Source organism: Microcoleus sp. Aus8_D2 (genome assembly GCF_036702665.1).
GTDB lineage: Bacteria > Cyanobacteriota > Cyanobacteriia > Cyanobacteriales > Microcoleaceae > Microcoleus.
Genome location: NZ_JAUBUN010000030.1, coordinates 1 through 23458, shown reverse-complemented (window position 1 = coordinate 23458; position 23458 = coordinate 1). Strand labels below are relative to the sequence as shown.

24 protein-coding genes are annotated in these 23458 nt (G+C 46.3%); 12 read left to right on the top strand and 12 right to left on the bottom strand.

Features of this window, described 5'->3' with window-relative positions:
* The first annotated feature begins 305 nt into the window (after positions 1 to 305).
* Positions 306 to 806, top strand: a complete 501-nt coding sequence (locus QUB64_RS21800) for a hypothetical protein (RefSeq protein WP_333275419.1) — start codon at positions 306 to 308, stop codon at positions 804 to 806.
* Positions 807 to 942: 136 nt separating this feature from the next.
* Here the strand turns inward: QUB64_RS21800 and QUB64_RS21795 are convergent, their stop codons facing one another.
* A complete protein-coding gene (locus QUB64_RS21795; RefSeq protein WP_333275417.1) occupies positions 943 to 2583 on the bottom strand; it encodes a thioredoxin-like domain-containing protein in 1641 nt (546 codons plus the stop codon).
* 270 nt (positions 2584 to 2853) lie between these two features.
* On the opposite strand from QUB64_RS21795, the gene QUB64_RS21790 reads away from it, so the two are divergent.
* A complete protein-coding gene (locus QUB64_RS21790) occupies positions 2854 to 3570 on the top strand; it encodes a hypothetical protein (RefSeq protein WP_333275415.1) in 717 nt (238 codons plus the stop codon).
* Between the two features lie 102 nt (positions 3571 to 3672).
* Positions 3673 to 4161 carry a DUF2726 domain-containing protein gene (locus QUB64_RS21785; protein WP_333275413.1) on the top strand — a complete coding sequence of 163 codons (489 nt, stop codon included), beginning with the start codon at positions 3673 to 3675 and terminating at the stop codon, positions 4159 to 4161.
* A 107-nt stretch (positions 4162 to 4268) separates the two neighbouring features.
* On the opposite strand, the gene QUB64_RS21780 is transcribed toward QUB64_RS21785, so the two are convergent.
* The 3 genes from QUB64_RS21780 to QUB64_RS21770 form a co-directional block, all read right to left on the bottom strand.
* Positions 4269 to 4463, bottom strand: coding sequence for a hypothetical protein (locus tag QUB64_RS21780; protein ID WP_333275411.1), 195 nt, complete (start codon positions 4461 to 4463; stop codon positions 4269 to 4271).
* A gap of 35 nt (positions 4464 to 4498) precedes the next feature.
* Positions 4499 to 5467 carry an arsenosugar biosynthesis arsenite methyltransferase ArsM gene (gene arsM / locus QUB64_RS21775; protein WP_333275409.1) on the bottom strand — a complete coding sequence of 323 codons (969 nt, stop codon included), beginning with the start codon at positions 5465 to 5467 and terminating at the stop codon, positions 4499 to 4501.
* Between the two features lie 84 nt (positions 5468 to 5551).
* Entirely contained in the window at positions 5552 to 7201 is a 1650-nt protein-coding gene (locus tag QUB64_RS21770) for a hypothetical protein (RefSeq protein ID WP_333275406.1), read from the bottom strand.
* A 640-nt stretch (positions 7202 to 7841) separates the two neighbouring features.
* On the opposite strand from QUB64_RS21770, the gene psaA reads away from it, so the two are divergent.
* From psaA to QUB64_RS21750, 4 genes are all read left to right on the top strand, one after another.
* On the top strand, positions 7842 to 10136 hold the full coding sequence (gene psaA, locus QUB64_RS21765) for a photosystem I core protein PsaA (RefSeq protein WP_333275404.1): 2295 nt from the start codon (positions 7842 to 7844) through the stop codon (positions 10134 to 10136).
* Between the two features lie 110 nt (positions 10137 to 10246).
* Positions 10247 to 12472, top strand: a complete 2226-nt coding sequence (gene psaB / locus QUB64_RS21760) for a photosystem I core protein PsaB (protein WP_333275402.1) — start codon at positions 10247 to 10249, stop codon at positions 12470 to 12472.
* 171 nt (positions 12473 to 12643) lie between these two features.
* The gene (locus QUB64_RS21755) at positions 12644 to 14011 is read left to right on the top strand and encodes a ParA family protein (RefSeq protein WP_333275400.1); all 1368 of its coding nucleotides are present in this window, start codon (positions 12644 to 12646) and stop codon (positions 14009 to 14011) included.
* Positions 14004 to 14540 (top strand): hypothetical protein, encoded by a 537-nt coding sequence (locus tag QUB64_RS21750; RefSeq protein WP_333275397.1) that lies wholly within the window; start codon positions 14004 to 14006, stop codon positions 14538 to 14540. The genes QUB64_RS21755 and QUB64_RS21750 overlap by 8 nt, the downstream gene beginning before the upstream one ends.
* Before the next feature lie 79 nt (positions 14541 to 14619).
* Here the strand turns inward: QUB64_RS21750 and QUB64_RS21745 are convergent, their stop codons facing one another.
* A complete protein-coding gene (locus QUB64_RS21745; protein ID WP_333275395.1) occupies positions 14620 to 14814 on the bottom strand; it encodes a hypothetical protein in 195 nt (64 codons plus the stop codon).
* 211 nt (positions 14815 to 15025) lie between these two features.
* Between QUB64_RS21745 and QUB64_RS21740 the strand changes: the two genes are divergently transcribed.
* Entirely contained in the window at positions 15026 to 15496 is a 471-nt protein-coding gene (locus QUB64_RS21740) for a hypothetical protein (RefSeq protein ID WP_333275394.1), read from the top strand.
* A 78-nt stretch (positions 15497 to 15574) separates the two neighbouring features.
* On the opposite strand, the gene QUB64_RS21735 is transcribed toward QUB64_RS21740, so the two are convergent.
* The 5 genes from QUB64_RS21735 to QUB64_RS21715 form a co-directional block, all read right to left on the bottom strand.
* Positions 15575 to 15769 (bottom strand): hypothetical protein, encoded by a 195-nt coding sequence (locus QUB64_RS21735; protein WP_265239051.1) that lies wholly within the window; start codon positions 15767 to 15769, stop codon positions 15575 to 15577.
* 141 nt (positions 15770 to 15910) lie between these two features.
* Positions 15911 to 16123, bottom strand: coding sequence for a helix-turn-helix domain-containing protein (locus tag QUB64_RS21730; RefSeq protein WP_293135518.1), 213 nt, complete (start codon positions 16121 to 16123; stop codon positions 15911 to 15913).
* 86 nt (positions 16124 to 16209) lie between these two features.
* Entirely contained in the window at positions 16210 to 16428 is a 219-nt protein-coding gene (locus QUB64_RS21725; protein WP_293135490.1) for a helix-turn-helix domain-containing protein, read from the bottom strand.
* Positions 16429 to 16490: 62 nt separating this feature from the next.
* A complete protein-coding gene (locus QUB64_RS21720) occupies positions 16491 to 16703 on the bottom strand; it encodes a helix-turn-helix domain-containing protein (RefSeq protein WP_333275391.1) in 213 nt (70 codons plus the stop codon).
* 87 nt (positions 16704 to 16790) lie between these two features.
* A complete protein-coding gene (locus QUB64_RS21715; protein ID WP_293135488.1) occupies positions 16791 to 17003 on the bottom strand; it encodes a helix-turn-helix domain-containing protein in 213 nt (70 codons plus the stop codon).
* 166 nt (positions 17004 to 17169) lie between these two features.
* Here QUB64_RS21715 and QUB64_RS21710 point away from each other — a divergent pair, with 166 nt between their 5' ends.
* Positions 17170 to 17640: a hypothetical protein gene (locus QUB64_RS21710; protein WP_333275388.1), complete on the top strand. Its 471-nt coding sequence runs from the start codon at positions 17170 to 17172 to the stop codon at positions 17638 to 17640.
* A gap of 222 nt (positions 17641 to 17862) precedes the next feature.
* Here the strand turns inward: QUB64_RS21710 and QUB64_RS21705 are convergent, their stop codons facing one another.
* Positions 17863 to 19470 carry an ammonium transporter gene (locus QUB64_RS21705; protein ID WP_442921690.1) on the bottom strand — a complete coding sequence of 536 codons (1608 nt, stop codon included), beginning with the start codon at positions 19468 to 19470 and terminating at the stop codon, positions 17863 to 17865.
* Positions 19471 to 19553: 83 nt separating this feature from the next.
* A complete protein-coding gene (purE, locus tag QUB64_RS21700) occupies positions 19554 to 20075 on the bottom strand; it encodes a 5-(carboxyamino)imidazole ribonucleotide mutase (protein WP_333275383.1) in 522 nt (173 codons plus the stop codon).
* A gap of 254 nt (positions 20076 to 20329) precedes the next feature.
* Here purE and nagA point away from each other — a divergent pair, with 254 nt between their 5' ends.
* From nagA to QUB64_RS21685, 3 genes are all read left to right on the top strand, one after another.
* On the top strand, positions 20330 to 21580 hold the full coding sequence (nagA, locus tag QUB64_RS21695) for an N-acetylglucosamine-6-phosphate deacetylase (RefSeq protein WP_333275381.1): 1251 nt from the start codon (positions 20330 to 20332) through the stop codon (positions 21578 to 21580).
* 348 nt (positions 21581 to 21928) lie between these two features.
* Positions 21929 to 22615, top strand: a complete 687-nt coding sequence (bchM, locus tag QUB64_RS21690) for a magnesium protoporphyrin IX methyltransferase (protein ID WP_333275379.1) — start codon at positions 21929 to 21931, stop codon at positions 22613 to 22615.
* A 326-nt stretch (positions 22616 to 22941) separates the two neighbouring features.
* Positions 22942 to 23334: a DUF423 domain-containing protein gene (locus QUB64_RS21685; protein ID WP_333275377.1), complete on the top strand. Its 393-nt coding sequence runs from the start codon at positions 22942 to 22944 to the stop codon at positions 23332 to 23334.
* Positions 23335 to 23458 lie beyond the last annotated feature (124 nt).

The window sequence follows — 23458 nt, the reverse complement described above, 5'->3', positions numbered from 1 at the left end:
TATAGCAGTCCGTTCATCAGTTGTGTCATTCTTGTAGGGGCAACCCCCCTAGAAGAGCCCTGATTGCGCTCTTAGGAATGAAAATTTAATAACTTAAGCGACTTGCTTGTTACTTTCGCTCTGCCTGGTAACGCAGATCGGGAGGAAGAGCCTCCTTTCACGAACCAGCTTATATGAGAAAGGACTGTAGGAGCTGTTTAAGTTATTAAATTTTCGCTCCTTAGTAGGCACGGCGGGGCACTACCCCTACATAGGTACAAATCATTTAGGATTGCTATATAATCAGATTAAATTATAATTTAATTATGTCAAATCTTCAGAAGTTAATTAACAATAATTTCCACCATCCACATTACGGAAAGTTACTCCATCATCGCGACATTAACAACCCCAATATCTTGCATTACTCCGTACAAATCAACGATTGGGAATCTCTAGCATGGGAACCCATTCACAGCAATCGCCAAAAAGATACCGGAAGATTAGCAATTTGGCCCATCGATTGGCATCGCTTCCAAACTGCCAAATGGGTATCGTATTGGGAAAAGGAACGCATCAACCAGGCGTTGCATATTTCTGTAGCAGAGTTTCACGAAAGCTGGCAATATGAACTCTATCGATTCAATTGCGAACATTGGGCAAGACTTGTAACAACAGGGGATTGTTGCTGCTCTCAAATTTCTGAGTTCAAGAAATTACAAAAAATTCCTGTCCTGGGTGTTGTTGTAGTAGGAATTGTTGGTTGTGTGACAGGCGCTTGGGAACAGAATGGATACGCACAAAAGTTGATTGTTGAAAGTGAGTAATATGCGGACTGAAGGAAACCCTAATTATTTCCTACACATCGTAAGTAGTAGAGCACCTGACAAAAAGGTTTGATCGTTCGGACTTCAGTCCTATTAAAATTAGAGGACTGAAGTCCGAACGATCAAACCTTTTTGCTCAATCAGGAAGACAAACATCCGGCGCGCACAAACCGTGAAAATCCAAAGTTGTGACTTCCAGCGTATCCAACTCAACTCGGCGAATCACGTGATTGTTAGTATCAGCAACAAACAAATGAGACCCGATCGCACTCAAGCCAGAAGGTTCAAAAAATCGAGCATTGATACCTTTAGCATCAACCAAACCAGCTTTACCATCTCCAATCATCGTCATGCAGGTACCGCCCCGGTGGTCGATCCGCTTAATTTTGTGATTGTAAGTATCAGCCACCCAGAGGTAATTTTGAGCGTATTCAACACCCAAACAGTGCTGCAACCTGACCTCATCAGCGCGACCATCCTTATCCCCAAAACCAAACAATTCACCGCTACCGCAGACAGTGCGCACCTTCGGGTCTTCATCGATACCCACAGCCCGGATCGAACTAATTTCGCTGTCAGCCACAAACAACTCCGATCGATCCGTAGCCAGGCCGCTGGGCTGAGAAAAAGCAGATTCTGCAAGACTACCGTCAACACAGGATTCTCGACCAATACCTGCATAAGTGGCGATCGTACCAGCATCTAACTGCATCTCCCAAATTTGGTGCGAGCCCGCCATGGCGATAAAAAGTCGATCGCCAACTCGTTCTAAATCCCAAGGCGAATTCAATGGCGTTTCTAAAGCCTTACCGCTGCGAGGTGCAATTTCCTGACTTTGTTCGCCAGTACCAGCCACAGTTTCCACCCGTTGAGTCGTAAAGTCGATCGTTCTGATAGCGTGATTTTCCGTATCAGCAACATAGAGAATTTGAGTTTCTGCATCAAAAGCCATACCTTGAGGGGCAAAAAACTCAGCTTCTTCAAAGTTCCCATCAGTCAAACCCGGTTTCCCAGTACCAATGACGTGCAGCACCTCACCTTCGGTACTGCTGACAACAATTCGGTTGTGTCCGGAATCCGCAACAAACAAGCAAGAACCGACTAAGCTTTGTTGAACCGAGTTAGCAGGCCCGGGCAATACAATTTCATCTACAGATTCATTATCCTCAGTCATTTCGCCCAAAAGCGCGACCTGTTGGTGAAGCTTTTTTGCCTCGGTTGCAGTAATGGCAAATCCCAGCACTTTACCGGGAAAAGCCAGCGGAGTTGATACAGGTTTGCGCTGTTTTTCTAAACTGAAACGAAGTTCCTTAAAGTCGATCGCATTTTTATCTTTGTATTCAGCAACTAACTTGCCAACTAACTCATCAAGTGCATCTCTATTGCCCTCGCCGGAAACATAACCGATCACATAACTTTCCGGATCGATCACCATTAAAGTCGGCCAAGCGCGAACGGCGTAGCTTTGCCAAACTTTCATGCCGCTGTCTACGATTACGGGATGTTCGATATCGTAGCGGAGGATAGCTTGGCGGATGTTTTCTACATCTTTTTCATTTTCAAACTTAGCCGAGTGAACACCGATCACCGTCAGGGAATCTTTATATTTTTGTTCCAGGTACTTTAAGTCTGGAAGGACGTGCAAGCAGTTGATACAGCAGTACGTCCAGAAGTCGAGGATCGTGACGCGCCCCTTTAAGGATTCAATCGATAAAGGTTTCTCGGTGTTCAACCAGGGGTACTTGACAGGGAATTCTGGTGCTCTGACGCGAGGCATGGGATCTCCTTGGTAGGGCCTGAATATTTTTTTACCTTCTTTAATTTAGCGGGAAGTTTCGCCGGATGGGGGAAATGGGAGGTTAAGGAAACCGCTGAGGGTGCTGAGAAGCAGAAGGGAAGAGGCAAAACCATCGTTATTGCGTATAAATACTCAAGAAATCCCTCGTCATCTAAAATCTAAAAATCTTAGCCAAGATACTTGACATTTCTGGCTGGCAGGTTTAGGCTATTTCTAGGAACCTTAGCCAAGATTATTGGAATCGAACAAATGTCAAAGATCACCTACGATCTCATCCAGCGGTTTGAGGTAGAAAATGGAGTCCCTCGCCTGATTTCAACCAAAATTGAGGTCATTGAAGGCGGAGAGGATTTGATGTCGCTAGCTACCCGTTTGCTTAAACAACTTGGTTTCTACGAAAAGTTTGAGGAGAAACGAACATCTCAATATATCGGATACAGACTTAAGAATCCTGGGAAAGGAGATAAACGTTATCAACTTGTTTTAGGTCAGCGGAAGGAGGGTTTATGTATTTCTATTCCTGAAGAAATTTTAGAGCCATATCTCTTGCAAATGAAAGTTCACACATATATCGAAGAGGCACTAACCCTAGGTTACCTTCTCAGAGGAATTTTTTGGGTATTGCCAAGCAAGAAAAGTTTATTTTTAGAGTCACTTCACCATAACTATTGGTCTCTTTTAGAGAAAGGTGAAATAGTAGGTGATTTTTATTTGAATAAGTTAATAGATGAAGATGGATATGGATATGGAACTGTTTTACCCAGCCGAATCTTAGATGAATTTAACCCCAATACTTTGAGCGATCTCGATAGCTATCTGATTCTAACTCCAGATAAACTTTTTCCTTATACATTTCAAGTATGTATTAGTTATAGTGCTGTTTTAGAAGAGTTTTTGGGTTGTTTCGGAAAAATTATATTAGATTATGAACCTGCTGTAGTTAGCAGCAAAACACAGCGCAATTAGTCAGACCTTTGAAAAATATTTTTTGATTTTGATGAAGCAGATGAGTAATCCGCAGTTTCTCATATAACCACCACTTATTAAGTTAATAATGGAGCAAAACTAATGTCTGTCAAAGCCAAAAGACTCGTCAACTCCTACGAAGAAAGAATGCTTGAATTTCTTCATACCTGTGTAGACAGAAATTATAAAATTCACACACAAGTTAGCTTATCCCAAATTTGCGAACAAGTCAGCAACCTTGACTGCGAACTCAAAAAGTTTTTATTTAGCCCCAGTGCTGTCGATGCCTTAATCACAGACTTGAACTATAATCCTTGTCTAGTCGTAGAGTTTCAATCCCAATACCACGATAACTCAGAAGCAAAAGAGCGCGATCGCAAAAAAGCTACTTTACTTGCACTTGCCAAAGTTCCCTTAATTTATTCGCGGGTAAAAGACTTTGGGAAATTGCACCTATCCTCTCAAGATGAACAAGATGAAGTCGTAGTTTACAATTTATTTACAGGCGAAGGGCGGGACAATTCCCAAGGCCTAATCAGGAAGTATTGCAGGCAATCAATCGTGTATCAAATTCCGCTTATAGCTTGGTAATTAGGAATAGTTAGGTGATATCCGAAGATAGAAATCTCATCAATCAAGACTTATGCACAGACTCTATTTACAGATAGTGTAAAAATTGACTCCTTCCGTAAGTCCTATCAATATCTGGCTGTAGGGGCGGGTTCACCAACAATATTTGCCGATCGCAAACAAGCAAAATAAACCCGCCCTCTCTTCTTCCGAGGATTAATGCTAGCAAATAGCAGATTGAGGTTCTGGCGTTGTGGCGGGGCGGGTTTATTAATATTTGGGCTACAAGCTACAGTTTTTGGTGAACCCGCCCCTACAGGCATCTAAATATTTAAAATCCGACTCTGGACTTTTTCACCTAACAGCAACCGCCGCCGTTATAGTGCCAAGTCGAATCAGTAATCAACACCTTATCCGGCATCAATCCGCCCAACTTCCCAGCCGTTTTATCGCACACCGCCGCCGGAACTCCCCGCTGCAAAACGTGACCAGCTCCGTCATCAAACAGCTCTTCAGACCCGGCATAAATCGCCGTCTTGCCAGTGAAAATGCAAGCGCCATCCGGGGGGATATCCACTTTAAAAGACACTGTATCGAGGCTTTCTAACAGCAAATCTGCATCCAATTTGTAATTGTGTTTGTCCAGCAGCCTGTAAGGACGGCGCGCCCGAACCTCTACTTGCCCAAAACCTACGTCTACAAGGTGTTGAACGTATTCTGCGTAAGTCAGAGCCCCCGACAAACACAAGGCCCGCAAGCGCTCATCGTCTTTCAAATGCTGCGGAATTGGCCGAGTTGCGATCGGATCGCTCATCAACAACCTGCCTCCTGGCTTCAAAACCCGATAAGTCTCTGTTAATGCCTTAGCTAAATCCGCAGGTTCAAAGATATTAAACAAGCAATTTTGTGCGACAACATCTACAGAAGCATCGGGCACCGGCAACGCAAAAGCATCGCCTTCTATAATTTCCACAAAACTCGCATCAAACCAATCATTTTCGTGGGCAGCAATTTGCAAGTTGCGTGCAGCCGCGTCTCGCATTGCTGGAACCGGATCGACGGCAATAACCGATCCATTGTGCCGAGAAAAATAAGCAAATTGCAGTGCTTCCAATCCGCCGCCGACGCCTACATAAAGCACGACTGGATTGCCTACAAGTTCGGCGGCGTGAACGGTTGTGCCGCAGCCGTAGTTCATTTCTTGCATTTGTTCGGGAATTTTTAATCCGGGCAGTTGCAAGGGGCTGCTTTGGACGCAGCAAAGTCCGATTTGCGGAGTTTCGGCAACGTCGCTGTAGAATTTGGCTGCTGTTTCGAGATAGGTCATTTTCGATTTTCCTGGCTTTTATTTTTGACCGCAGATGTAGGCGGATTTACGCTGATGAACGCTGATGAATTCAGAAATTTTGTGTTAGGTTGCAAATTCGACTTTTTGTTCGGATTTGGGCGGGTTGTCAGCAGGTTCGGAAACTGTTTTTTCGGGAACTGCTAATTCGGCGCTTGGCTTGCTAGGAATTTCAGTGGCGCTTTCGGGAGCGGCCACAGGCGATGCTGGCGGTACAAGATTCGGAGATGCTTCTGGTATCGCAGGAGCAACTACTTTTGGTACTGGTGCTTTGTCTGTTATTTCTGGCAGAGTTGGCGGCGCTGAAGGGGTAGTAGGTTCGGTAACTTGATTCAAAAAGTTGCGGAACCGATTGTAGTATCCTTTATATTCTGGTTTCTTTGCTTGAGGAGTTGCTATTGGTGTCGGTTCTGCAACTTTATTAACCTCTTCCACAATTTTCGGGGTTTCTACCTCTGGAGTTGCTGCCGGCGTCGGTTGGATTACTTGAACTGGTTCTACAATTTTCGGGGTTTCTACCTGTGGAGTTGCTGCCGGCGTCGGTTGTATTACTTGAATGGGTTCTACAATTTTCGGCGCTGCGAGTGGCGGTGTTGCTGTGGGTGTCGGTTCTATTACTTGAACGGGAGCAACTTTTGGAGCAACTTCTGGCTCTAAGCTAGGTTCGGTAACTGGGGTTTCGGGAACCGCTGGTGAGGGTTCGATAACAGGTGTTTTTTCTAATGCAGGTGTTGGTGTGGGTTCGGGGGTTGGCGTTGGTTGGGGCTTGGGGACTTGGTATGTACGATCGACTATACCGCGAGTATCTGCTACTGTTAGGGATCCCCGCACTAATTTGGCAAGAGTATCTTGACCCTGCGGTTGGTAATCTATCAGTCTGACTGTATTATTAAAGGCGTTTTTGACGGTATTTCCCCGTTCGTCGATTAATTCTAGCTGTACCCAGTTTTTCCCGGGTTTGAATCCTTTAAGATATATAGGTTGCAATTGGTCGATCGCAAAACTTTCGCCGTTAACCGTGGCTCGAATTTTCCAATCGAGTATGTCATCTTGGGAATTTGCTTGAGCCACTTGGTGCAAAGGCGCATTTGTCAAGTAAAAATCGAGCAGGATGGGTTCTGCCCCGTAGCTGCCTTGCGGGCTGTTGTACGTTAGTAGGGGCAATGTGCGATCGGGATTGTTGTCCTGTGTTTTGGTAAAAACGTGAAATGTGGTTTGGGCCAAAGCACCTTCGTTTTTAAAGCTTTCTTCCCAAGGCTGAGCAGCGAACACCCGCAGGGTATGGGTTCCTGGTTCTAAGTCGGAGAGTGTTAAAGTCTGGTTGATGTCGTAAACTGCTGCATAAGGTTGGTTGTCTAATAAAACTTGCAGGTGCGGCCCCAAACCCAAGTTGGCCTCTTTGAAAATGGGGAAGTCCTTGACTTGGAACTGAACAGACACATTTATATCCTGAAGCACTTCGTCAGGTTTGGGATTCAAAATACTTATTTGAGGCTGGTAGATTAAGAGAGCCTGACGCAGTTGTTGAATGGCTTCTGGGGGAGAAACCTCTGAGATTCTGTTTACCTGGGTGGAAGCTGAGCCGCTCTTGTTCCCTGATTTGGACAATTCGGGATGGCCCGCGCCACAACTTGCTACACCGAAAATTAATACTGCTGCTGCGAACAATGCCAGCAGCCTGCCTGCAACCGTTCTCTGCCAATTGATGCCAATCACGCAACTATACTCCTAGAAGCCTTCTCATAGGGAACTATAGCCCAAAACTGAATTTAGTATCGGGGAATTGCCGATCGGGAATTCGGGGGGCCTTCTGCCCCGGATTTAGGCTGCGCGGGCAACCAATCCGATCCCACTAATAGCTGCCCCAGCCGTTTTCTTAAACATCTCTCTATAAATGAGTATTCCTCAATTGCTTTATCTTTGAGTTTTGTAAACTTAATGGCAATACCCCTTGACTTTTTTGAGGGGCTGTGGAATTTAAAGGGGTTATTCCATCAAGAATTGAGGCTTTTTTAAGTATTGTTAACAAGCGATTAATACTTCTCTAGCAGGCTTATAATTCATAAAACTCCCTCAAAAGGAGCAGCCGCATCAAACCTGAATCAAGGAGGCGATCGGCTGCCGATCTGGCGAGAAGAGTGGGCAGTACCCAGGGACATTGTTAGCGACACTGGGAAACTGGCTTCTTTACAAAGAAGCAAAATGCTTGGGGAGACGATGCACCGGCATCTAACTCTGCAAAGAGTGAAGTGCAAGCTGTTTCGGGTAGCCGAGAATCCCCCGCTGAATTAAGCGCGGGGAATGTCAGATACAGTATTCAGTTCTCGTTCCTTGTCTTACCGAGAGGAGAGTCTTCATGACCATTAGTCCTCCAGAGCGAGAGGTAAAAGTTAGAGTAGTAGTCGATAAAGATCCCGTTCCAACTTCCTTCGAGAAGTGGTCTAAACCGGGACATTTCGATCGCACTCTAGCTAAGGGGCCAAAAACCACCACTTGGATTTGGAACCTCCACGCTAACGCTCACGACTTCGACAGTCATACAAGTGATTTAGAAGACGTTTCGCGCAAAATCTTTAGCGCTCACTTCGGCCACTTGGCAGTAATTTTCGTATGGTTGAGCGGCGCATATTTCCACGGCGCTAAATTCTCCAACTACGAAGCTTGGCTGACAAATCCTACAGCCATCAAGCCCAGCGCTCAAGTGGTTTGGCCGATTTTTGGTCAAGAAATTTTAAATGCAGATGTAGGCGGCGGCTTTCACGGGATTCAGATCACCTCTGGTCTGTTCCAACTGTGGCGCGCCAACGGCATCACTAACTCATACCAGCTATATTGCACTGCGATCGGCGCCTTGGTAATGGCAGCCCTGATGCTATTTGCCGGTTGGTTCCACTATCACGTCCGCGCTCCGAAACTGGAATGGTTTCAGAACGTAGAATCGATGATGAACCACCACTTGGCAGGTTTGCTAGGCTGCGGTTGCTTGGGGTATGCGGGACAGCAAATTCACGTTTCGCTGCCGATCAACGCTTGCATGGACGCGATCGATGCAGGTGCACCGCTGACAGTGGGCGGCAAGCTGATCAAAACAGTTGCTGACATCCCCCTGCCACAGGACTGGATTTTGACACCGAGCTTGATGGCAGACATCTACCCAAGCTTCGCTAAAGGTCTAACGCCCTTCTTCACCCTCAACTGGGGCGCATACACAGACTTCCTGACCTTCAAAGGCGGTCTGAACCCCACCACGGGCGGTCTGTGGCTGACCGATACAGCGCACCACCACTTAGCTTTGGCAGTGCTGTTCATCGTCGCAGGTCACTTCTATCGCACGAACTGGGGCATTGGCCACAGCTTCAAAGAAGTTCTGGAAGCTCACAAAGGCCCCTTCACTGGCGAAGGCCACAAGGGGATGTACGAAATCTTCACGCAGTCTTGGCACGCTCAACTGTCGTGGAACTTGGCCTGGATGGGCTCTATCAGCATCATCGTGGCTCACCATATGTACGCGATGCCTCCGTATCCGTACATCGCGACTGACTACCCGACTCAGCTATCCCTGTTCACCCACCACATGTGGATCGGCGGATTCCTGATTGTTGGAGCAGCCGCTCACGCAGCAATTTTCATGGTGCGGGATTACAATCCGGCTCAGCACGTTAATAACTTGCTCGACCGCGTACTCCGCCATAGAGATGCAATCATCTCTCACCTCAACTGGGTTTGCATATTCTTAGGCTTCCACAGCTTCGGTTTGTACGTTCACAACGATACAATGCGGGCCTTCGGTCGTCCTCAAGATTTGTTCTCAGATACCGGTATCCAATTGCGTCCGATATTTGCCCAATGGGTTCAAAATATCCACGCCTTGGCTCCTGGTAACACAGCTCCTAATGCTATGGAAATCGTCAGCCATGCTTTTGGCGGCGGTGTAGTAGCAGTCGGTGGCAAAGTAGCGATGATGCCGATCGAGTTGGGTACGGCGGATTTCATGATCCACCACATCCACGCTTTCACCATTCACGTTACAGTTCTGATTCTTTTGAAAGGCGTGTTGTTCGCACGCAGTTCTCGCTTGGTTCCTGACAAAGGTAACTTGGGCTTCCGGTTCCCTTGCGACGGCCCAGGCCGTGGCGGCACCTGCCAAGTTTCTGGTTGGGATCACGTGTTCCTCGGCTTGTTCTGGATGTACAACTGCATCTCGATCGTGATTTTCCACTTTAGCTGGAAAATGCAATCGGACGTGTGGGGAACAGTATCGCCAGACGGCACAGTTTCTCACATCACCGGTGGCAACTTCGCACAAAGTGCGATCACGATTAACGGTTGGCTGCGGGACTTCTTGTGGGCGCAAGCTTCTCAAGTAATTCAGTCCTACGGTTCGGCACTGTCGGCCTACGGTCTGATGTTCCTAGCTGGACACTTCGTGTTCGCCTTCAGCTTGATGTTCCTGTTCAGCGGCCGCGGCTACTGGCAAGAACTGATTGAGTCCATTGTTTGGGCTCATAATAAGCTCAAGGTAGCTCCTTCGATTCAGCCTCGCGCTCTGAGCATTACTCAGGGTCGGGCTGTGGGCGTAGCTCACTACCTCCTGGGAGGAATTGTCACTACGTGGGCATTTTTCCTAGCGCGAATCATTTCGGTAGGGTAAACTACCCCTAGGTTTTGGATTCTAGATTTGGGAAGAATCTCAAATCAAGAATCCAAACTCCGAACCGAATCCCTTCAACTTTGTTCAGGATTCAGGATTAATCAAGGCTTATGGCAACGAAATTTCCAAAATTTAGCCAAGACCTTGCCCAAGACCCGACCACACGGCGGATCTGGTACGGGATTGCCACAGCGCACGACTTTGAAAGCCACGATGGCATGACCGAAGAAAATCTTTACCAAAAGATTTTTGCTTCTCACTTCGGCCACCTAGCAATCATTTTCTTGTGGACTTCGGGCAGCCTGTTCCACGTAGCATGGCAAGGTAACTTTGAACAGTGGATTAAAGACCCTCTAAACGTCCGCCCGATCGCTCACGCGATTTGGGACCCGCAATTCGGTGCTCCAGCAGTAGAAGCTTTCACTCAAGCGGGCGCTTCTAACCCAGTGGACATCTCCTACTCAGGTGTTTACCACTGGTGGTACACCCAAGGGGTTCGGACAAACGGCGACTTGTATCAAGGAGCTATCTTCTTGCTACTGTTGGCTTCTGTCATGCTGTTCGCAGGTTGGTTGCACCTCCAACCGAAGTACCGCCCGAGCTTGTCTTGGTTCAAGAATGCTGAATCTCGCCTCAACCACCACTTGGCTGGTTTGTTCGGTGTCAGCTCTTTGGCTTGGACTGGTCACATGGTTCACGTCGCTATCCCCGAATCTCGCGGACAGCACGTAGGTTGGGACAACTTCCTGTCTACCCCGCCTCACCCAGCAGGTTTGGCTCCGTTCTTCACTGGTAACTGGGGCGTTTACGCCGAGAACCCAGATGCAGCGGGTCACGTGTTCGGTACTTCCCAAGGCGCGGGAACTGCAATTCTGACTTTCTTGGGTGGCTTCCACCCTCAAACAGAATCTCTGTGGCTCACAGACATTGCTCATCACCACTTGGCGATCGCAGTTCTGTTTATCGTTGCCGGTCATATGTACCGGACTAACTTCGGTATCGGTCACAGCATCAAAGAAATGTGCGACGCCAAAGACTTCTTTGGTAAGAAAGTTGAAGGCCCTTTCAATATGCCTCACCAAGGCATTTATGAGACCTACAACAACTCTCTGCACTTCCAATTAGGTTGGCACCTCGCTGCTTTAGGCGTGATTACCTCCCTGGTTGCACAGCATATGTACTCGATGCCTCCTTACGCTTTCATGGCGCAGGATCATACGACGATGGCTGCGTTGTACACGCACCACCAATACATTGCTGGTTTCATCATGGTCGGCGCTTTCGCCCACGGAGCTATCTTCTTGGTGCGGGACTACGATCCTGAAGCTAATAAAGGCAACGTGCTCGATCGCGTGTTGCAGCACAAAGAAGCGATTATCTCTCACTTGAGCTGGGTATCGCTGTTCTTGGGCTTCCACACTCTCGGCTTGTACGTTCACAACGACGTTGTAGTAGCTTTCGGAACTCCTGAAAAGCAAATCTTGATTGAACCAGTGTTCGCACAGTTCATCCAAGCTGCTCACGGGAAGGCTCTGTACGGCATGGACGTGCTTCTTTCCAACCCAGACAGCATTGCTGCTACTGCTTGGCCCAACTACGGCAACGTATGGCTCCCAGGCTGGTTGGAAGGCATCAATAGCTCTACTAACTCTTTGTTCTTGGCGATCGGACCAGGCGATTTCTTGGTTCACCACGCGATCGCACTCGGCTTGCACACCACCACCTTGATCTTGGTCAAGGGCGCTCTGGATGCACGCGGTTCTAAGCTGATGCCGGACAAAAAAGACTTCGGTTATGCTTTCCCTTGCGACGGCCCAGGCCGTGGCGGTACCTGCGATGTCTCTGCTTGGGACGCCATGTACCTGTCTGTCTTCTGGATGTTGAACACCCTAGCTTGGGTAACGTTCTACTGGCACTGGAAGCACCTAGGCATCTGGCAAGGTAACGTGGCTCAGTTCAATGAGTCTTCTACCTACCTGATGGGCTGGTTCCGCGATTACCTCTGGCTGTATTCTTCTCAATTGATCAACGGTTACAACCCGTACGGTACTAACAACCTGTCTATCTGGGCCTGGATATTCTTATTCGGACACCTAGTTTGGGCAACTGGTTTCATGTTCCTGATCTCTTGGAGAGGTTACTGGCAAGAGTTGATCGAGACCTTGGTTTGGGCTCACGAGCGCACTCCTTTGGCCAACTTGGTTCGCTGGAAAGACAAGCCTGTTGCTTTGTCGATCGTCCAAGGTCGTTTGGTTGGCTTAGTTCACTTTACTGTGGGCAACGTCTTCACTTACGCAGCCTTTGTAATTGCCTCGACGGCCGGGAAATTCGGATAACTCCGAACTCTGGTTTTGTAGGTAATTAAATTAAATCCCCTGCCTTCTGGCGGGGGATTTTTTTGAGATGTTTTGGTTAATTGAAGCTGTTAATCAGGACTCTGAGGGCGATCGATTTGTCCTAAAAACCTCATTTTCAGCAATAATAGAGAAACTGCTCAGATTTAATACATGGCTAAACTGTCCCCTGACTGGAATAACGAAGCTTATGTGTCTCTGCATCTGGTTCAGACAATCCTGGAGATGGCGGGTTTGCCTCGCAAGAGCAGTTATTCTCATTGGATTCCAGAGTTTAAGCTTAAAGTGCCTAGGCTGATTGCCAATGGTCAGATAGTTTGGACTCAAAAAGAGGTTGATTTCTTAGTAGAAGATTTGAGTAGGTATATTAACTTTCTGGTTGAAATTAAGACGGCTAAAACCAAACTTGATGCGGCAGCTCGTATTCAGTTAGAAACGTATCTGAAATACTCTCGTACAAGATTTGGGATACTGATTGACCCATTTTCAGTGGAGATTTACGAATATACAGAAGGACTCGCAACTCTAAAGTGTAAGCACAATATAGAAAACCCAGAACAAGTTCAACCAGTAGCAAATTTCGTTAGATTTTTTTTGGATACAATTAAAATGCGTACAATTGCAATTTATACAGCTAAGGGTGGAGTTGGAAAAACAACGTTAGTCGTTAACATCGCTTATGAATTAGCTAAAATAGGTAATAGAGTTTTAGTTGTTGACTTGGACGAGCAAGCTAATGCTAGTTTATCTTTGGGAGTTAATAAAGCTGATGAGTTAGATCGGGCTACAAATTTGAAAGATTTTGTCCATATTTTGGATTCTTTTAAAAACAGAAAAGAGCTCATTGAGTTCTTAGAAGACTGTGAAGAAGACGGTTTTAGCTATAAGGAATATATTCAACCTTCATCTTTAAATGAAATTCTCAGTCTTTCTCATGGTACAAAGGGAAAAATAGATGTTCTCCCAAGCAGTTACAAAACAAAAGACAGTAGCATTTTAAAATTAGGTGTTTATTGCAATAACAAGCTTGACAAGGCCCTTTGGAAATCAGGTTTGTCAAAGGATTATGAGTATGTAATTATTGACACCCCTCCTACCATGACTACTGTGACCCAGAATGGTCTTATTGCAGCTCAGTATGTCATTATACCGTCACAAATGGAGTATCTTTCAGTATATGCAATTAGGAAACCCATAAAAAATGCAGAAGAGATTCACGATAATACCGATGGTAAAAGAGGAAATATCATAGGAATTATTCCTATGATGGTTGAAAATGTCAAGCTACACACTACTATAAAAGCTTTAGTTTCTAAGGTGTTTCGAGATATCCCTCTTCTTCTAGAGATAAAGCGAGCTACCGCTGTTGGTCAAGCTTCTCATGAGCGCAAACCTCTTTCTTTATTTGCTGAGCATAATAGAACAGCGAGTAGTGTAGCAGCACAATTTTCAACTTTGACCAAACAAATAGTCAACCAAATAGATAACTTAGAAAGGAATAGCAGTAAGCAACATGGTTAACTTTTACAAAGAAATTGAGAGCCAACCTTCTTTTGTAGTCTTAAATCAGATAGAAATTGCTCAAGAAAATTCAGGTACGTCAATCTCAATTATCAAAAAAGTTTCCCAATCTCTAACAGATTGGAAATTTAACCTGTCTCTGCCTATTGTTTGTCTCACCGATGAAGAAGATAAATACCATTTGTTAACAGGTTTACCGATTTATGAAGCAGCTAAGATAGCTAATTTAGTCAGGATGTGGGTGTTTGTCATTGCAGCTAAACAACCAGAAGCAGAAAAGGCTATTGAACAAGCTGTTTTACAGTCAAAGTTGAATGAAAGGGTTGTTGAGCCTCAAGACGTTACAGATTTCTTGGATTTTATTAACAATCCAAAATCTCCCCTTACCTCAATCCCTGGAGTTAAAGATGGATACGCAAAGCTGATCCGCGATCAGCGTGTTTACACTTCTCTGGAAGATATGCAGAAAAAACTAGGTGCTAAGCGGGGCTTAAACTGGCTAAGAGCATACAAGCAATCAAAAAGCTAAGCTCGTCAGTTCTTGAAGTTTTGAGAAGTGCGATCGCCCCTCCCGTCAATTTACCAAAAGTGCGATCGACCTCAACCCCTCAAATGTCACCGTTTACCTGCATTTGATGCACCTTATCTGCCAACTCTTGGCGGCTTTTCTCATCCAGTGCATCAATTGCCAGCATTCCCAAGTACACGACTTCTTTCTGGGTTAGCCTCGTCGCTAGCGCCTGTTTTTGAATTACTTCCTTGATTGCGGAACTTACCGCGATCGCCGTATTAGTTTTAGCCACGAAGAATAATCAACTATCAATAACAACTTTCCCTGATGTTAGCATCTTTAGTTGAATTAAGTACAAATAAGTTTGACTAACTTCAGTTAATCATGCTATACTTGAAAAGTCAACAAAAAAGCGCTCGCTCCCGTCTGCAAAACTAAAGGGCGATCGCCTTGAAAATTTACTTAAAAATTTAAACAGACAGTTAGTAGCTGTCTCAATCACGATGATAGCAGCATTTCAGCCAAAATCAAGCTCCTTCGCTTGCTCGAAAATTATCCACAAGTCGCCAGTCCTTCATCCCTTGGCAAGATTTGTCACCGAAGAGACTGTTGCACTGCTGTTCAATATCTCAACAGACCAGATTTACCGGATCGAATGCTGTCGCTACATGGTCTACGTCCACGCCAAAGGTATCAGTCGGTTTGTCAGCTATGCCGATTTTCCGCCAATTTTAGGAGTAGAATTACCGAAACCTCAAGACTTTGGCAGATGGTACAAACGCTGGAAAGGCAAAAAAGCACCTAGTTTTTGGATACAGTTTTACACCCATCAATTCAAAAACGCTACTGCTGCGGATAAACAGCTTGCATGGGGGAATTTGGTAGCTGTAGTGAAATCGCTGTTGTCAGAAACGGCTTTGCAACAACTGCGAGATGCTTATATATATGAAAAATATTGGCGGCAAAATTTCTGAATATGCGATCGCCCCGGACGTCAATTTACCAAAGTACGCGCGGCGCTGCTATCTTGAGCCGGAATCGCCCTCAACCCCTCAAATCTCCCCATTTACCTGCATCTGGTGAACCTTGTCAGCCAATTCTTGCAAGCGCTTTTCATCTAAATCATCGATCGCCAGCATCCCTACATAGATAATTTCCTTCAGCGTTAGTCGGGTTGCTAGCGCTTTTTTCTGCACAAGATCCTTGATAATCGGGCTGACTCCAATGGCGGTACTGGCTCGTGTCACAAAAATAACCGGAGATGAACAACTTCGACTAAATCTTAGCATCTTTAAGCTGAGCTCTTAGCTGCGATGCAAAATGTTTAAGCGCGTTTTGACAAGACGCAAGACAAGGATTATAGTAAAAACGTGGAAAGGTCGATCGACTTATTCCTCAATAATCTCAACCAAATCCTCAATCATCACGTCAAAAGTCCGCGCTAACTTGTGGATTGCTGTAAAATCAACCATTGCCATTTCAGGACGACGAGCATAACTTCTGACTGTACTGTAAATTACCCCAGAACGATCGGACACTTCCTTCAGTGTCCAGCCTTTCTCAGCCGCCAGTTCTCGAATTTTCAGCCTGACTAAACCCATGCTTGACAGTTGATGCAATTGCGTCATATAATAGGACATACAAACCGAAAGCCCGTTCTCAGTCTACAAGACTCACGGACTTTCAGCTATTCTTCCAAAATCTCGACTAAATCCTCAATCATCACATCAAAAGTCCGAGCCAATCTGTGCAGATAGGCAAAGTTAACGGTTGTCATCCCTTGACATTGGGCGTAGTTCCTGATGGTACTGTAACCAACGCCAGATCGATCGGAGACTTCCTTAAGTGTCCAGCCGTTCTGAGCCGCAAACTCCCGAATCCGCAACCTCACTAACCCTTTGCTCATACTTACTTGACAAATGACAATCTGCTGTCTTTTAATATTAGATATCTAAAAAGCCGATCGACCTATTCCTCAATAATCTCAACCAAATCCTCAATCATCACGTCAAACGCCCGCGCTAACTTGTAGATAGCCGTAAAATCAACCATTGATATCGACGATCGCCTAGCATAAGTTGTGATCGTACTGTAAACCACGCCAGAACGATCTGAGACTTCCTTGAACGTCCAGCCTTTCTCCTCGGCAAGTTCTCGAACTCTGATTCTGACTAAACCCATGCTTGACAAATAATGCAGTTGCGTTTTATGATTGCATACATAGAAAAGCGAGCGCTTCTCGGTTTGGAGGACTAAAGAGCGATCGACCTATTCTTCCAAAACCTCGACCACATCCTCAATCATCACATCAAACGTGCGAGCTAACTTCAGCAGAGAAGTAAAGTCAACCTTTGACATAGATTGACAGCGGGCATAATGTTTTACCGTATTATACAAGACTCCCGATCGTTCAGAGACTTCCTTAAACGTCCAGCCTTTCTCGGCTGCTAATTCTCTAACTTTGACTCTAACTAAACCCATACTTGACACTTGGTGTAATGCCACCTTAGAATAAGCATATCAAAAAAGCCGATCGCCCCCCGGCATGGAAAACTAAAGGGCGATCGTCTTTAAAACCTAATTTAGACAGTTACTAGCTGTCTTAAAGACCTACCAGACTTATCTACAATCAGAATAGGTACTTACCATGATATCAGATACTTCGAGAAAATCATCGGCGATCGGCGAATCAAAAATTATCCACAAATCGCCATTGCTGCATCCGCTGGCGAGATTCGTCACCGAAGACACAGTAGCACTGCTTTTCAACATCTCAACAGACGACATTTACCGGATCGAATGCTGCCGCTACATGGTGTACGTCCACGCCAAAGGCATCAGCCGGTTTGTCAGCTACGCCGATTTCCCCCCAATTTTAGAAGTAAATCCGCCTTCCCATCAAGATTTTGGCCGATGGTACAAACGCTGGAAAGGCAAGCAAGCACCGGGATTTTGGACGAAATTTTATACCCACAACTTCCAGGCGGCTGTTTCAGTTGACTGCTTGTTTGAGTGGGGGAAATTGGTAGCTACAGTTAAATCGGTGATTTCTACTTCAGCCCTGCAACAGCTACGAGATGTTTATGCCACCGAAAAAGATTTGATGGAAAGATTTTAAAGTGCGATCGCCCCGGACGTCAATTTACCAAAAGTCAGGTTAGCGCAGCTATCGGGATCGTGAATCGACCTCAACCCCTCAAATCTCCCCATTCACCTGCATCTGGTGCACCTTGTCAGCCAATTATTGCCAGCGCTTTTCGTCTAAATCATCGATCGCTATGCTTAATCTAGGGCACGAAAGATCAATTGGTCGATCGAGCGATCGCCAAAGCAGTTTGCTCTAAAGTTTGGTAGTCCTGCCCGCAGAACCCCCAGGATAACCGCCGTAGCCGCCCTCAGTTCTGTTCCCGGATCCCGTTTCCTTCACAAACCCGCTGTAAGCTTCCATCCCGTGTTCGCCGATATCCAAACCTTCAGCCTCCTCTACAGCAGAAACGCGGATACCCAACAAAGCTTTCAGTGCAGCCCAAAAAATCGTAGTCAGCAGCACGGTCATCCCGCCTACAGAGATAACGCCCACCAACTGCGCCCAGAGTTGAGCGATACCCCCACCCACGAACAATCCGGCTGCTGGGACTGCGCCTGCGCTATAAATCCCAGTTCCAGGGCCGTCAGCAAACAAGCCAACTGCTAGAGTTCCCCAGATGCCGCAGACTAAGTGAACTGAAGTTGCACCTACAGGGTCATCAATTTTCAAGTTGTCGAAGAAAGTTACGGCGAAAACTACCAGGATGCCCGCGATCGCGCCGATAATGGCAGAGTTGGGCACGTTGACCCAAGCGCAGCCCGCTGTGATCCCGACTAAGCCGGCGAGGATGCCGTTGATAATCATCGACAAGTCAGGTTTTCCGAGATACAGCCAAGCTGTAATTGTGGCAGCAACTCCCCCGAAAGCAGCCGCAGTGTTGGTGGTGATGGCAATGTGGGCGATCGCATTGGGATCGAGTGCCATTGTCGAACCGGGATTGAACCCGAACCAACCCAACCACAGAATCAAACAGCCCAGAGTAGCAATGCTCATATTGTGTCCCGGCATCGCCACAGTCTCGCCGTTGCGGTACTTGCCGATCCGCGGCCCGAGAAATGCCGCTCCCATCAAAGCAGCCCAACCGCCTACCGAGTGAACCACTGTCGAACCGGCAAAATCGTAGAAACCTGCTTTGTACAGCCAGCCACCGCCCCAAATCCAGTGTCCGGTAATTGGGTAAGCAATGCCTACTAGCAGCAAGCTGAAAATTAAGAAATCAAGGAATCTAATGCGCTCTGCAACGGCCCCAGAAACGATCGTGGCCGCAGTTCCCGCAAAAACTAATTGGAAAAAGAATTTCGCGTTAAGGGGTACTCCCGTCCAGTTTAATGCGCTGAAAATGCCTTTGTAAGCATCTCCTGTGGCGGGGCTGTTGTCAGCTATATTCCACAGGAAATATCCGCCGCTGTTGCCGATCAAACCGTTGCCGTCGCTAAACATTAACGCAAAGCCGATCGACCAAAATGCGATCGTAGACAGCGCAAAAACAATCAAGTTTTTTGCCAGCACGTTAACTGCATTTTTTTGGCGGCAGAAACCTGTTTCCAACATAGAGAAACCGGCGTTCATAAAGAACACTAGCATCCCAGTCACCATCACCCACATGGTATCCATCCCCACCTTGAGGCTGGCCAATTGTTCCTCAGTGCTTGGCTTGGGAGGGGTTTGGGCTACCGCCGCATATCCCCACATCAAGACGATGATGGCAGCTAAAGGGATGCAGGCTTGCCAGCTCTCCCTTCGGCGGGCGATCGCCCTTTGTAATTTCTTGAACCTGTTGACTTTCGTCAAAAAGTTAGCTGCTGGCAAATTCAAAGACTCCCGCCTAACTTGTTTCGAGTTTTTCTTTCCGACAGTCATTTTAATCATTTTCGCCCTCTTTACAACTAATCAGCTCAGCAAGATTCCGAAAATTTTCCAATTGTACTACAAAAGTTTATAGATTATTTGTTCAGATTGAGATAGTTCTGATAGCCTAGCTCTTCTAGCTGAGTTTGTTTTTTCATTACAGATTCGGACAAAGTTTTGCGGTAATCCAGGACTCGAAGCAGCAATTCAGGCTGGGAAACTGCTAATATTTGAATGGCCAGCAAGCCCGCATTTTTAGCATTGCCGATCGCCACTGTTGCCACTGGTATCCCGGCTGGCATTTGCACGATCGAGTACAGCGAATCTACCCCTTGCAGGTGGCGGCTCAGTACCGGCACGCCAATTACGGGCAAGGGTGTTAAAGATGCTACCATTCCCGGGAGGTGCGCCGCTCCTCCGGCACCTGCGATAATGACTTTCAAGCCCCGTTGGTGGGCGGTTTGGGCGTATTCCACCATGCGCTCGGGGGTGCGGTGGGCGGAGACAATCGCTACGGAGCATGGTACATTGAATTCTTCGCAAACGGCGATCGCATCTTTCATGGTAGGCAAATCCGAATCGCTACCCATGATAATTCCAACTGTCGGTTGATTCATGCAATTTTAAGATGTGAGATTTCTGATTAATGGTAATTTAAAATTATGGCGTTAACTAAAATTGAGAGATTTTGTAGCAACACTGACGCTCGAAAGCAATTTGGTCACAAGCCAAGAGTGCAGAAAGCAAAAAGCTCCGCATCCTCATAACCAGCCCCTAGATTTATCAAGGCGAGCAAATCTAAAATCTAAAATCTAAAATCTAAAATCTAAAATCTAAAATCTAAAATCTAAAATCTAAAATCTAAAATCGGATGACTGAAGCCACAACCCCAACTGCCGCCCCCACAGATATTCTCAATGCTCGTCTCCCCGGTTGCAAGGATTTGCAGATGATTGCTGTTGACGAAACGGGCATCATTCAAGAAGTTTGCCGGATGGACAAAGTATTTAAGCGAATTTCTCCTCCCAATTTGCAATTGCTTGATGCAGCAGGCGATTGGCTTTCTCTGGGCGGTGTTGACTTGCAGATTAACGGGGCCCTCGGTTTTGCTTTCCCCGATTTAGAAAGCAAGGATATTGAAGTTTTACCAAAAATTTGTCAATTTTTATGGTATCAGGGAGTCGATGCTTTTTTGCCGACTTTGGTGACAACTTCACTGGATAAGTTTAGGCGATCGCTCTCGACGATAGCTGATTATATCCGCACAGCAAAAACCGCCACTACCGCCACCAATCAACCCAAAACAGCCGAAATTATCGGCGTTCACCTCGAAGGCCCTTTTCTCAACCCCCAGAAGCGAGGAGCTCACCCAGTTGAGTTTTTACTACCGCTAACTATAGAAAATGTCAAGAAAGTTTTAGGAGATTGTGCCGATATTGTCAAAATAATGACTTTAGCGCCGGAGTTAGACACCACTGGCGAAGTCATTCCCTATTTGCAAAGTTTGGGAATTGCCGTCAGTCTCGGACACTCCCAAGCGACGGCAGAGCAAGCACAGCAAGCATTTGCCCAAGGAGCTTCCATGGTAACTCACGCTTTTAATGCGATGCCGAGTTTGCACCACCGAGAACCGGGTTTGTTGGGAGCGGCGATCGTTTATCCGGGAGTAAAATGCGGTTTAATTGCTGACGGGAAGCACGTTTCTCCGACAATGATCGATTTTTTGCTGCGCGCTGGCCGGTACCAAACAGGTGTGTTTTTAGTGAGCGATGCTTTGGCTCCTTTGGGTTTACCTGACGGTGTTTATCCTTGGGATTCCCGACAAATTGAAGTCAGAAAAGGTACCGCTTGGGTAAGATTGGATTACCACTCGCCCCTGGAATCTGCTACTTTAGCAGGTACAACTCTGCCGCTGTTGGCGGGAGTGCAGAATTTGGTGAAGTGGGGGATTTGTGACGCCGAAAGTGCGATCGCCCTCGCAACTGAATCTCCCAGAAAGGCGATCCTCTTCGAGGGCTTCGCTAACGGGCTTTCGGGAATTATCGGCCAACCGGCCACTCAATTGTTGCGCTGGAATTTAAATGAGGCGACAAAAGAATTGACTTGGCACCGACTTCTTTAAGGGATTTTAGATTTGAGATTTGAGATTGGCCATTTTCATCTAAAATCTGAAATCGGTTGTTCCAATTTGCGCGTTGTCCGCTCCAGATTGCTATATAATAGCAATCCTAAATGACTTGTGGGATGTTGCTCGTAGCCTGTTTACGATCCAAGTGCCTGAACCACTTTGATAACTGACGTTCATGATTGCTATATAATAGTGGTTCTCAATTTTCGTGAGGTACGCGGGCGAGCAATTACCAATTACCAATTACCAATTACCAATTACCAATTACCAAACGCACATAATTTTACAGCATAAGTGTTATAATATCTAACCGTTGGCAATAACTCAGCAGCAGGCAGATCGATGAATTTGGTAGACGACAAGACTATAGTTAAACAGTATTTTAACTCGACGGGATTCGATCGCTGGCAGCGAATTTACGGCGACGGCAAAGTCAACAAAGTGCAGCTAGACATCCGCACCGGGCACCAGAAAACGGTGGATACAGTCATCGAATGGCTGCAAGCAGACGGCAATTTGCGCGGGCTTGGTGTCTGCGATGCCGGCTGCGGTGTGGGATCTCTGAGCATTCCCCTAGCTGAGGCTGGGGCAATTGTTTGTGCTAGCGATATCTCTGACAAGATGGTAGCAGAAGCCTACGATCGATCGACAGCCGTTCCTGGCAAGCTGTACAACATCTCCTTCGCCGCCCAAGATTTGGAAGCTTTAACGGGCAAATTCCACACGGTTATTTGTTTGGACGTGCTGATCCACTATCCTCAAAATAAGGCTGCGCAAATGATCGCTCACCTAAGTTCGATCGCCCAATCGCGACTAATTCTCAGTTTTGCCCCCAAAACTTTAGCACTTACCGCCCTCAAAAAATTTGGCGAACTTTTCCCCGGCCCGAGCAAAACTACCCGCGCTTACCAGCACCGCGAAGCAGATATTATCAAAATCCTAGAAAGCAACGGCTTTGTGATTAACAGAACAGCCATGAATAGCACTAGCTTTTACTATTCTCGCTTGCTGGAAGCTGTGCGCAAATAGGTTAAAAATATCGGCTAAAAAGTGACTTGATCATAAACGTAGGGTGCGCGCTGCGCACCTTTCCTTCACCGAGTTAAGCCAATGAACATCCATCTTTGGGATTGCTTCGCTCCCGCTAACAATGACAAGTTATTGATGTTGACTTATACCACGTCCAGTCAATTACCCGCAATAAAAAAGGTTTGTAGTGAGGACTTTAGTCCTCATCCATCAGAGGACTAAAGTCCTCACTACAAACCAATCTTAATTATGGTCGTCCTCTTCGGACACGATCTTACATCCCAATTACCAATTACCAATTACCAATTACCAATTAAATAAATATTATGTCAACGCTAATCCTAACGCGAATTTTCATAGCAGTCGCAGCCGTATTCGGAGGTTTATCGGTTGCAGGCGGGGCCTTTGCCTCCCACGCTTTAAAAAATCAATTGAGCGATCGAGCTTTAGCAATTTTTGAGACCGGCGCCCGTTATCAAATGTACCACGCTCTGACTCTATTGCTCGTCGCTTTATTATTAAACCGCGCCCAAGAGTCTCAAACATTTTTTGCAGTGGCTGGATGGGCTTTTATTGTGGGCACGATAGTCTTTTCAGGCAGTTTGTACGCCCTGAGTTTGACTGATATCAAATGGCTGGGTGCCATCACCCCCTTGGGCGGAGTTGCTTTTATTGTCGGTTGGGGCTGTTTGGCAGTTGCAGCTTTTACTTTTAAATAGGCAATTGGTAAATTTTGAGGCGAATTACCAATTACCAATTACCAATTCCCAATAACCAATAACCAATAACCAATAACCAATAACCAATAACCAATAACCAATAACCAATAACCAATAACCAATA

What these genes read in the sequence shown, in the direction of transcription:
- QUB64_RS21705 (WP_442921690.1), bottom strand. Translation starts at nt 19,470, where the DNA reads ATGACTGTCGGAAAGAAAAACTCGAAACAAGTTAGGCGGGAGTCTTTG.
- QUB64_RS21800 (WP_333275419.1), top strand. Translation starts at nt 306, where the DNA reads ATGTCAAATCTTCAGAAGTTAATTAACAATAATTTCCACCATCCACAT.
- QUB64_RS21685 (WP_333275377.1), top strand. Translation starts at nt 22,942, where the DNA reads ATGTCAACGCTAATCCTAACGCGAATTTTCATAGCAGTCGCAGCCGTA.
- QUB64_RS21750 (WP_333275397.1), top strand. Translation starts at nt 14,004, where the DNA reads ATGGTTAACTTTTACAAAGAAATTGAGAGCCAACCTTCTTTTGTAGTC.
- QUB64_RS21725 (WP_293135490.1), bottom strand. Translation starts at nt 16,428, where the DNA reads ATGAGCAAAGGGTTAGTGAGGTTGCGGATTCGGGAGTTTGCGGCTCAG.
- QUB64_RS21715 (WP_293135488.1), bottom strand. Translation starts at nt 17,003, where the DNA reads ATGGGTTTAGTTAGAGTCAAAGTTAGAGAATTAGCAGCCGAGAAAGGC.
- QUB64_RS21720 (WP_333275391.1), bottom strand. Translation starts at nt 16,703, where the DNA reads ATGGGTTTAGTCAGAATCAGAGTTCGAGAACTTGCCGAGGAGAAAGGC.
- QUB64_RS21740 (WP_333275394.1), top strand. Translation starts at nt 15,026, where the DNA reads ATGATAGCAGCATTTCAGCCAAAATCAAGCTCCTTCGCTTGCTCGAAA.
- purE (WP_333275383.1), bottom strand. Translation starts at nt 20,075, where the DNA reads ATGAATCAACCGACAGTTGGAATTATCATGGGTAGCGATTCGGATTTG.
- psaB (WP_333275402.1), top strand. Translation starts at nt 10,247, where the DNA reads ATGGCAACGAAATTTCCAAAATTTAGCCAAGACCTTGCCCAAGACCCG.
- QUB64_RS21755 (WP_333275400.1), top strand. Translation starts at nt 12,644, where the DNA reads ATGGCTAAACTGTCCCCTGACTGGAATAACGAAGCTTATGTGTCTCTG.
- QUB64_RS21795 (WP_333275417.1), bottom strand. Translation starts at nt 2,583, where the DNA reads ATGCCTCGCGTCAGAGCACCAGAATTCCCTGTCAAGTACCCCTGGTTG.
- bchM (WP_333275379.1), top strand. Translation starts at nt 21,929, where the DNA reads ATGAATTTGGTAGACGACAAGACTATAGTTAAACAGTATTTTAACTCG.
- nagA (WP_333275381.1), top strand. Translation starts at nt 20,330, where the DNA reads ATGACTGAAGCCACAACCCCAACTGCCGCCCCCACAGATATTCTCAAT.
- QUB64_RS21710 (WP_333275388.1), top strand. Translation starts at nt 17,170, where the DNA reads ATGATATCAGATACTTCGAGAAAATCATCGGCGATCGGCGAATCAAAA.
- psaA (WP_333275404.1), top strand. Translation starts at nt 7,842, where the DNA reads ATGACCATTAGTCCTCCAGAGCGAGAGGTAAAAGTTAGAGTAGTAGTC.
- QUB64_RS21780 (WP_333275411.1), bottom strand. Translation starts at nt 4,463, where the DNA reads ATGCCTGTAGGGGCGGGTTCACCAAAAACTGTAGCTTGTAGCCCAAAT.
- QUB64_RS21785 (WP_333275413.1), top strand. Translation starts at nt 3,673, where the DNA reads ATGTCTGTCAAAGCCAAAAGACTCGTCAACTCCTACGAAGAAAGAATG.
- QUB64_RS21730 (WP_293135518.1), bottom strand. Translation starts at nt 16,123, where the DNA reads ATGGGTTTAGTCAGGCTGAAAATTCGAGAACTGGCGGCTGAGAAAGGC.
- arsM (WP_333275409.1), bottom strand. Translation starts at nt 5,467, where the DNA reads ATGACCTATCTCGAAACAGCAGCCAAATTCTACAGCGACGTTGCCGAA.
- QUB64_RS21790 (WP_333275415.1), top strand. Translation starts at nt 2,854, where the DNA reads ATGTCAAAGATCACCTACGATCTCATCCAGCGGTTTGAGGTAGAAAAT.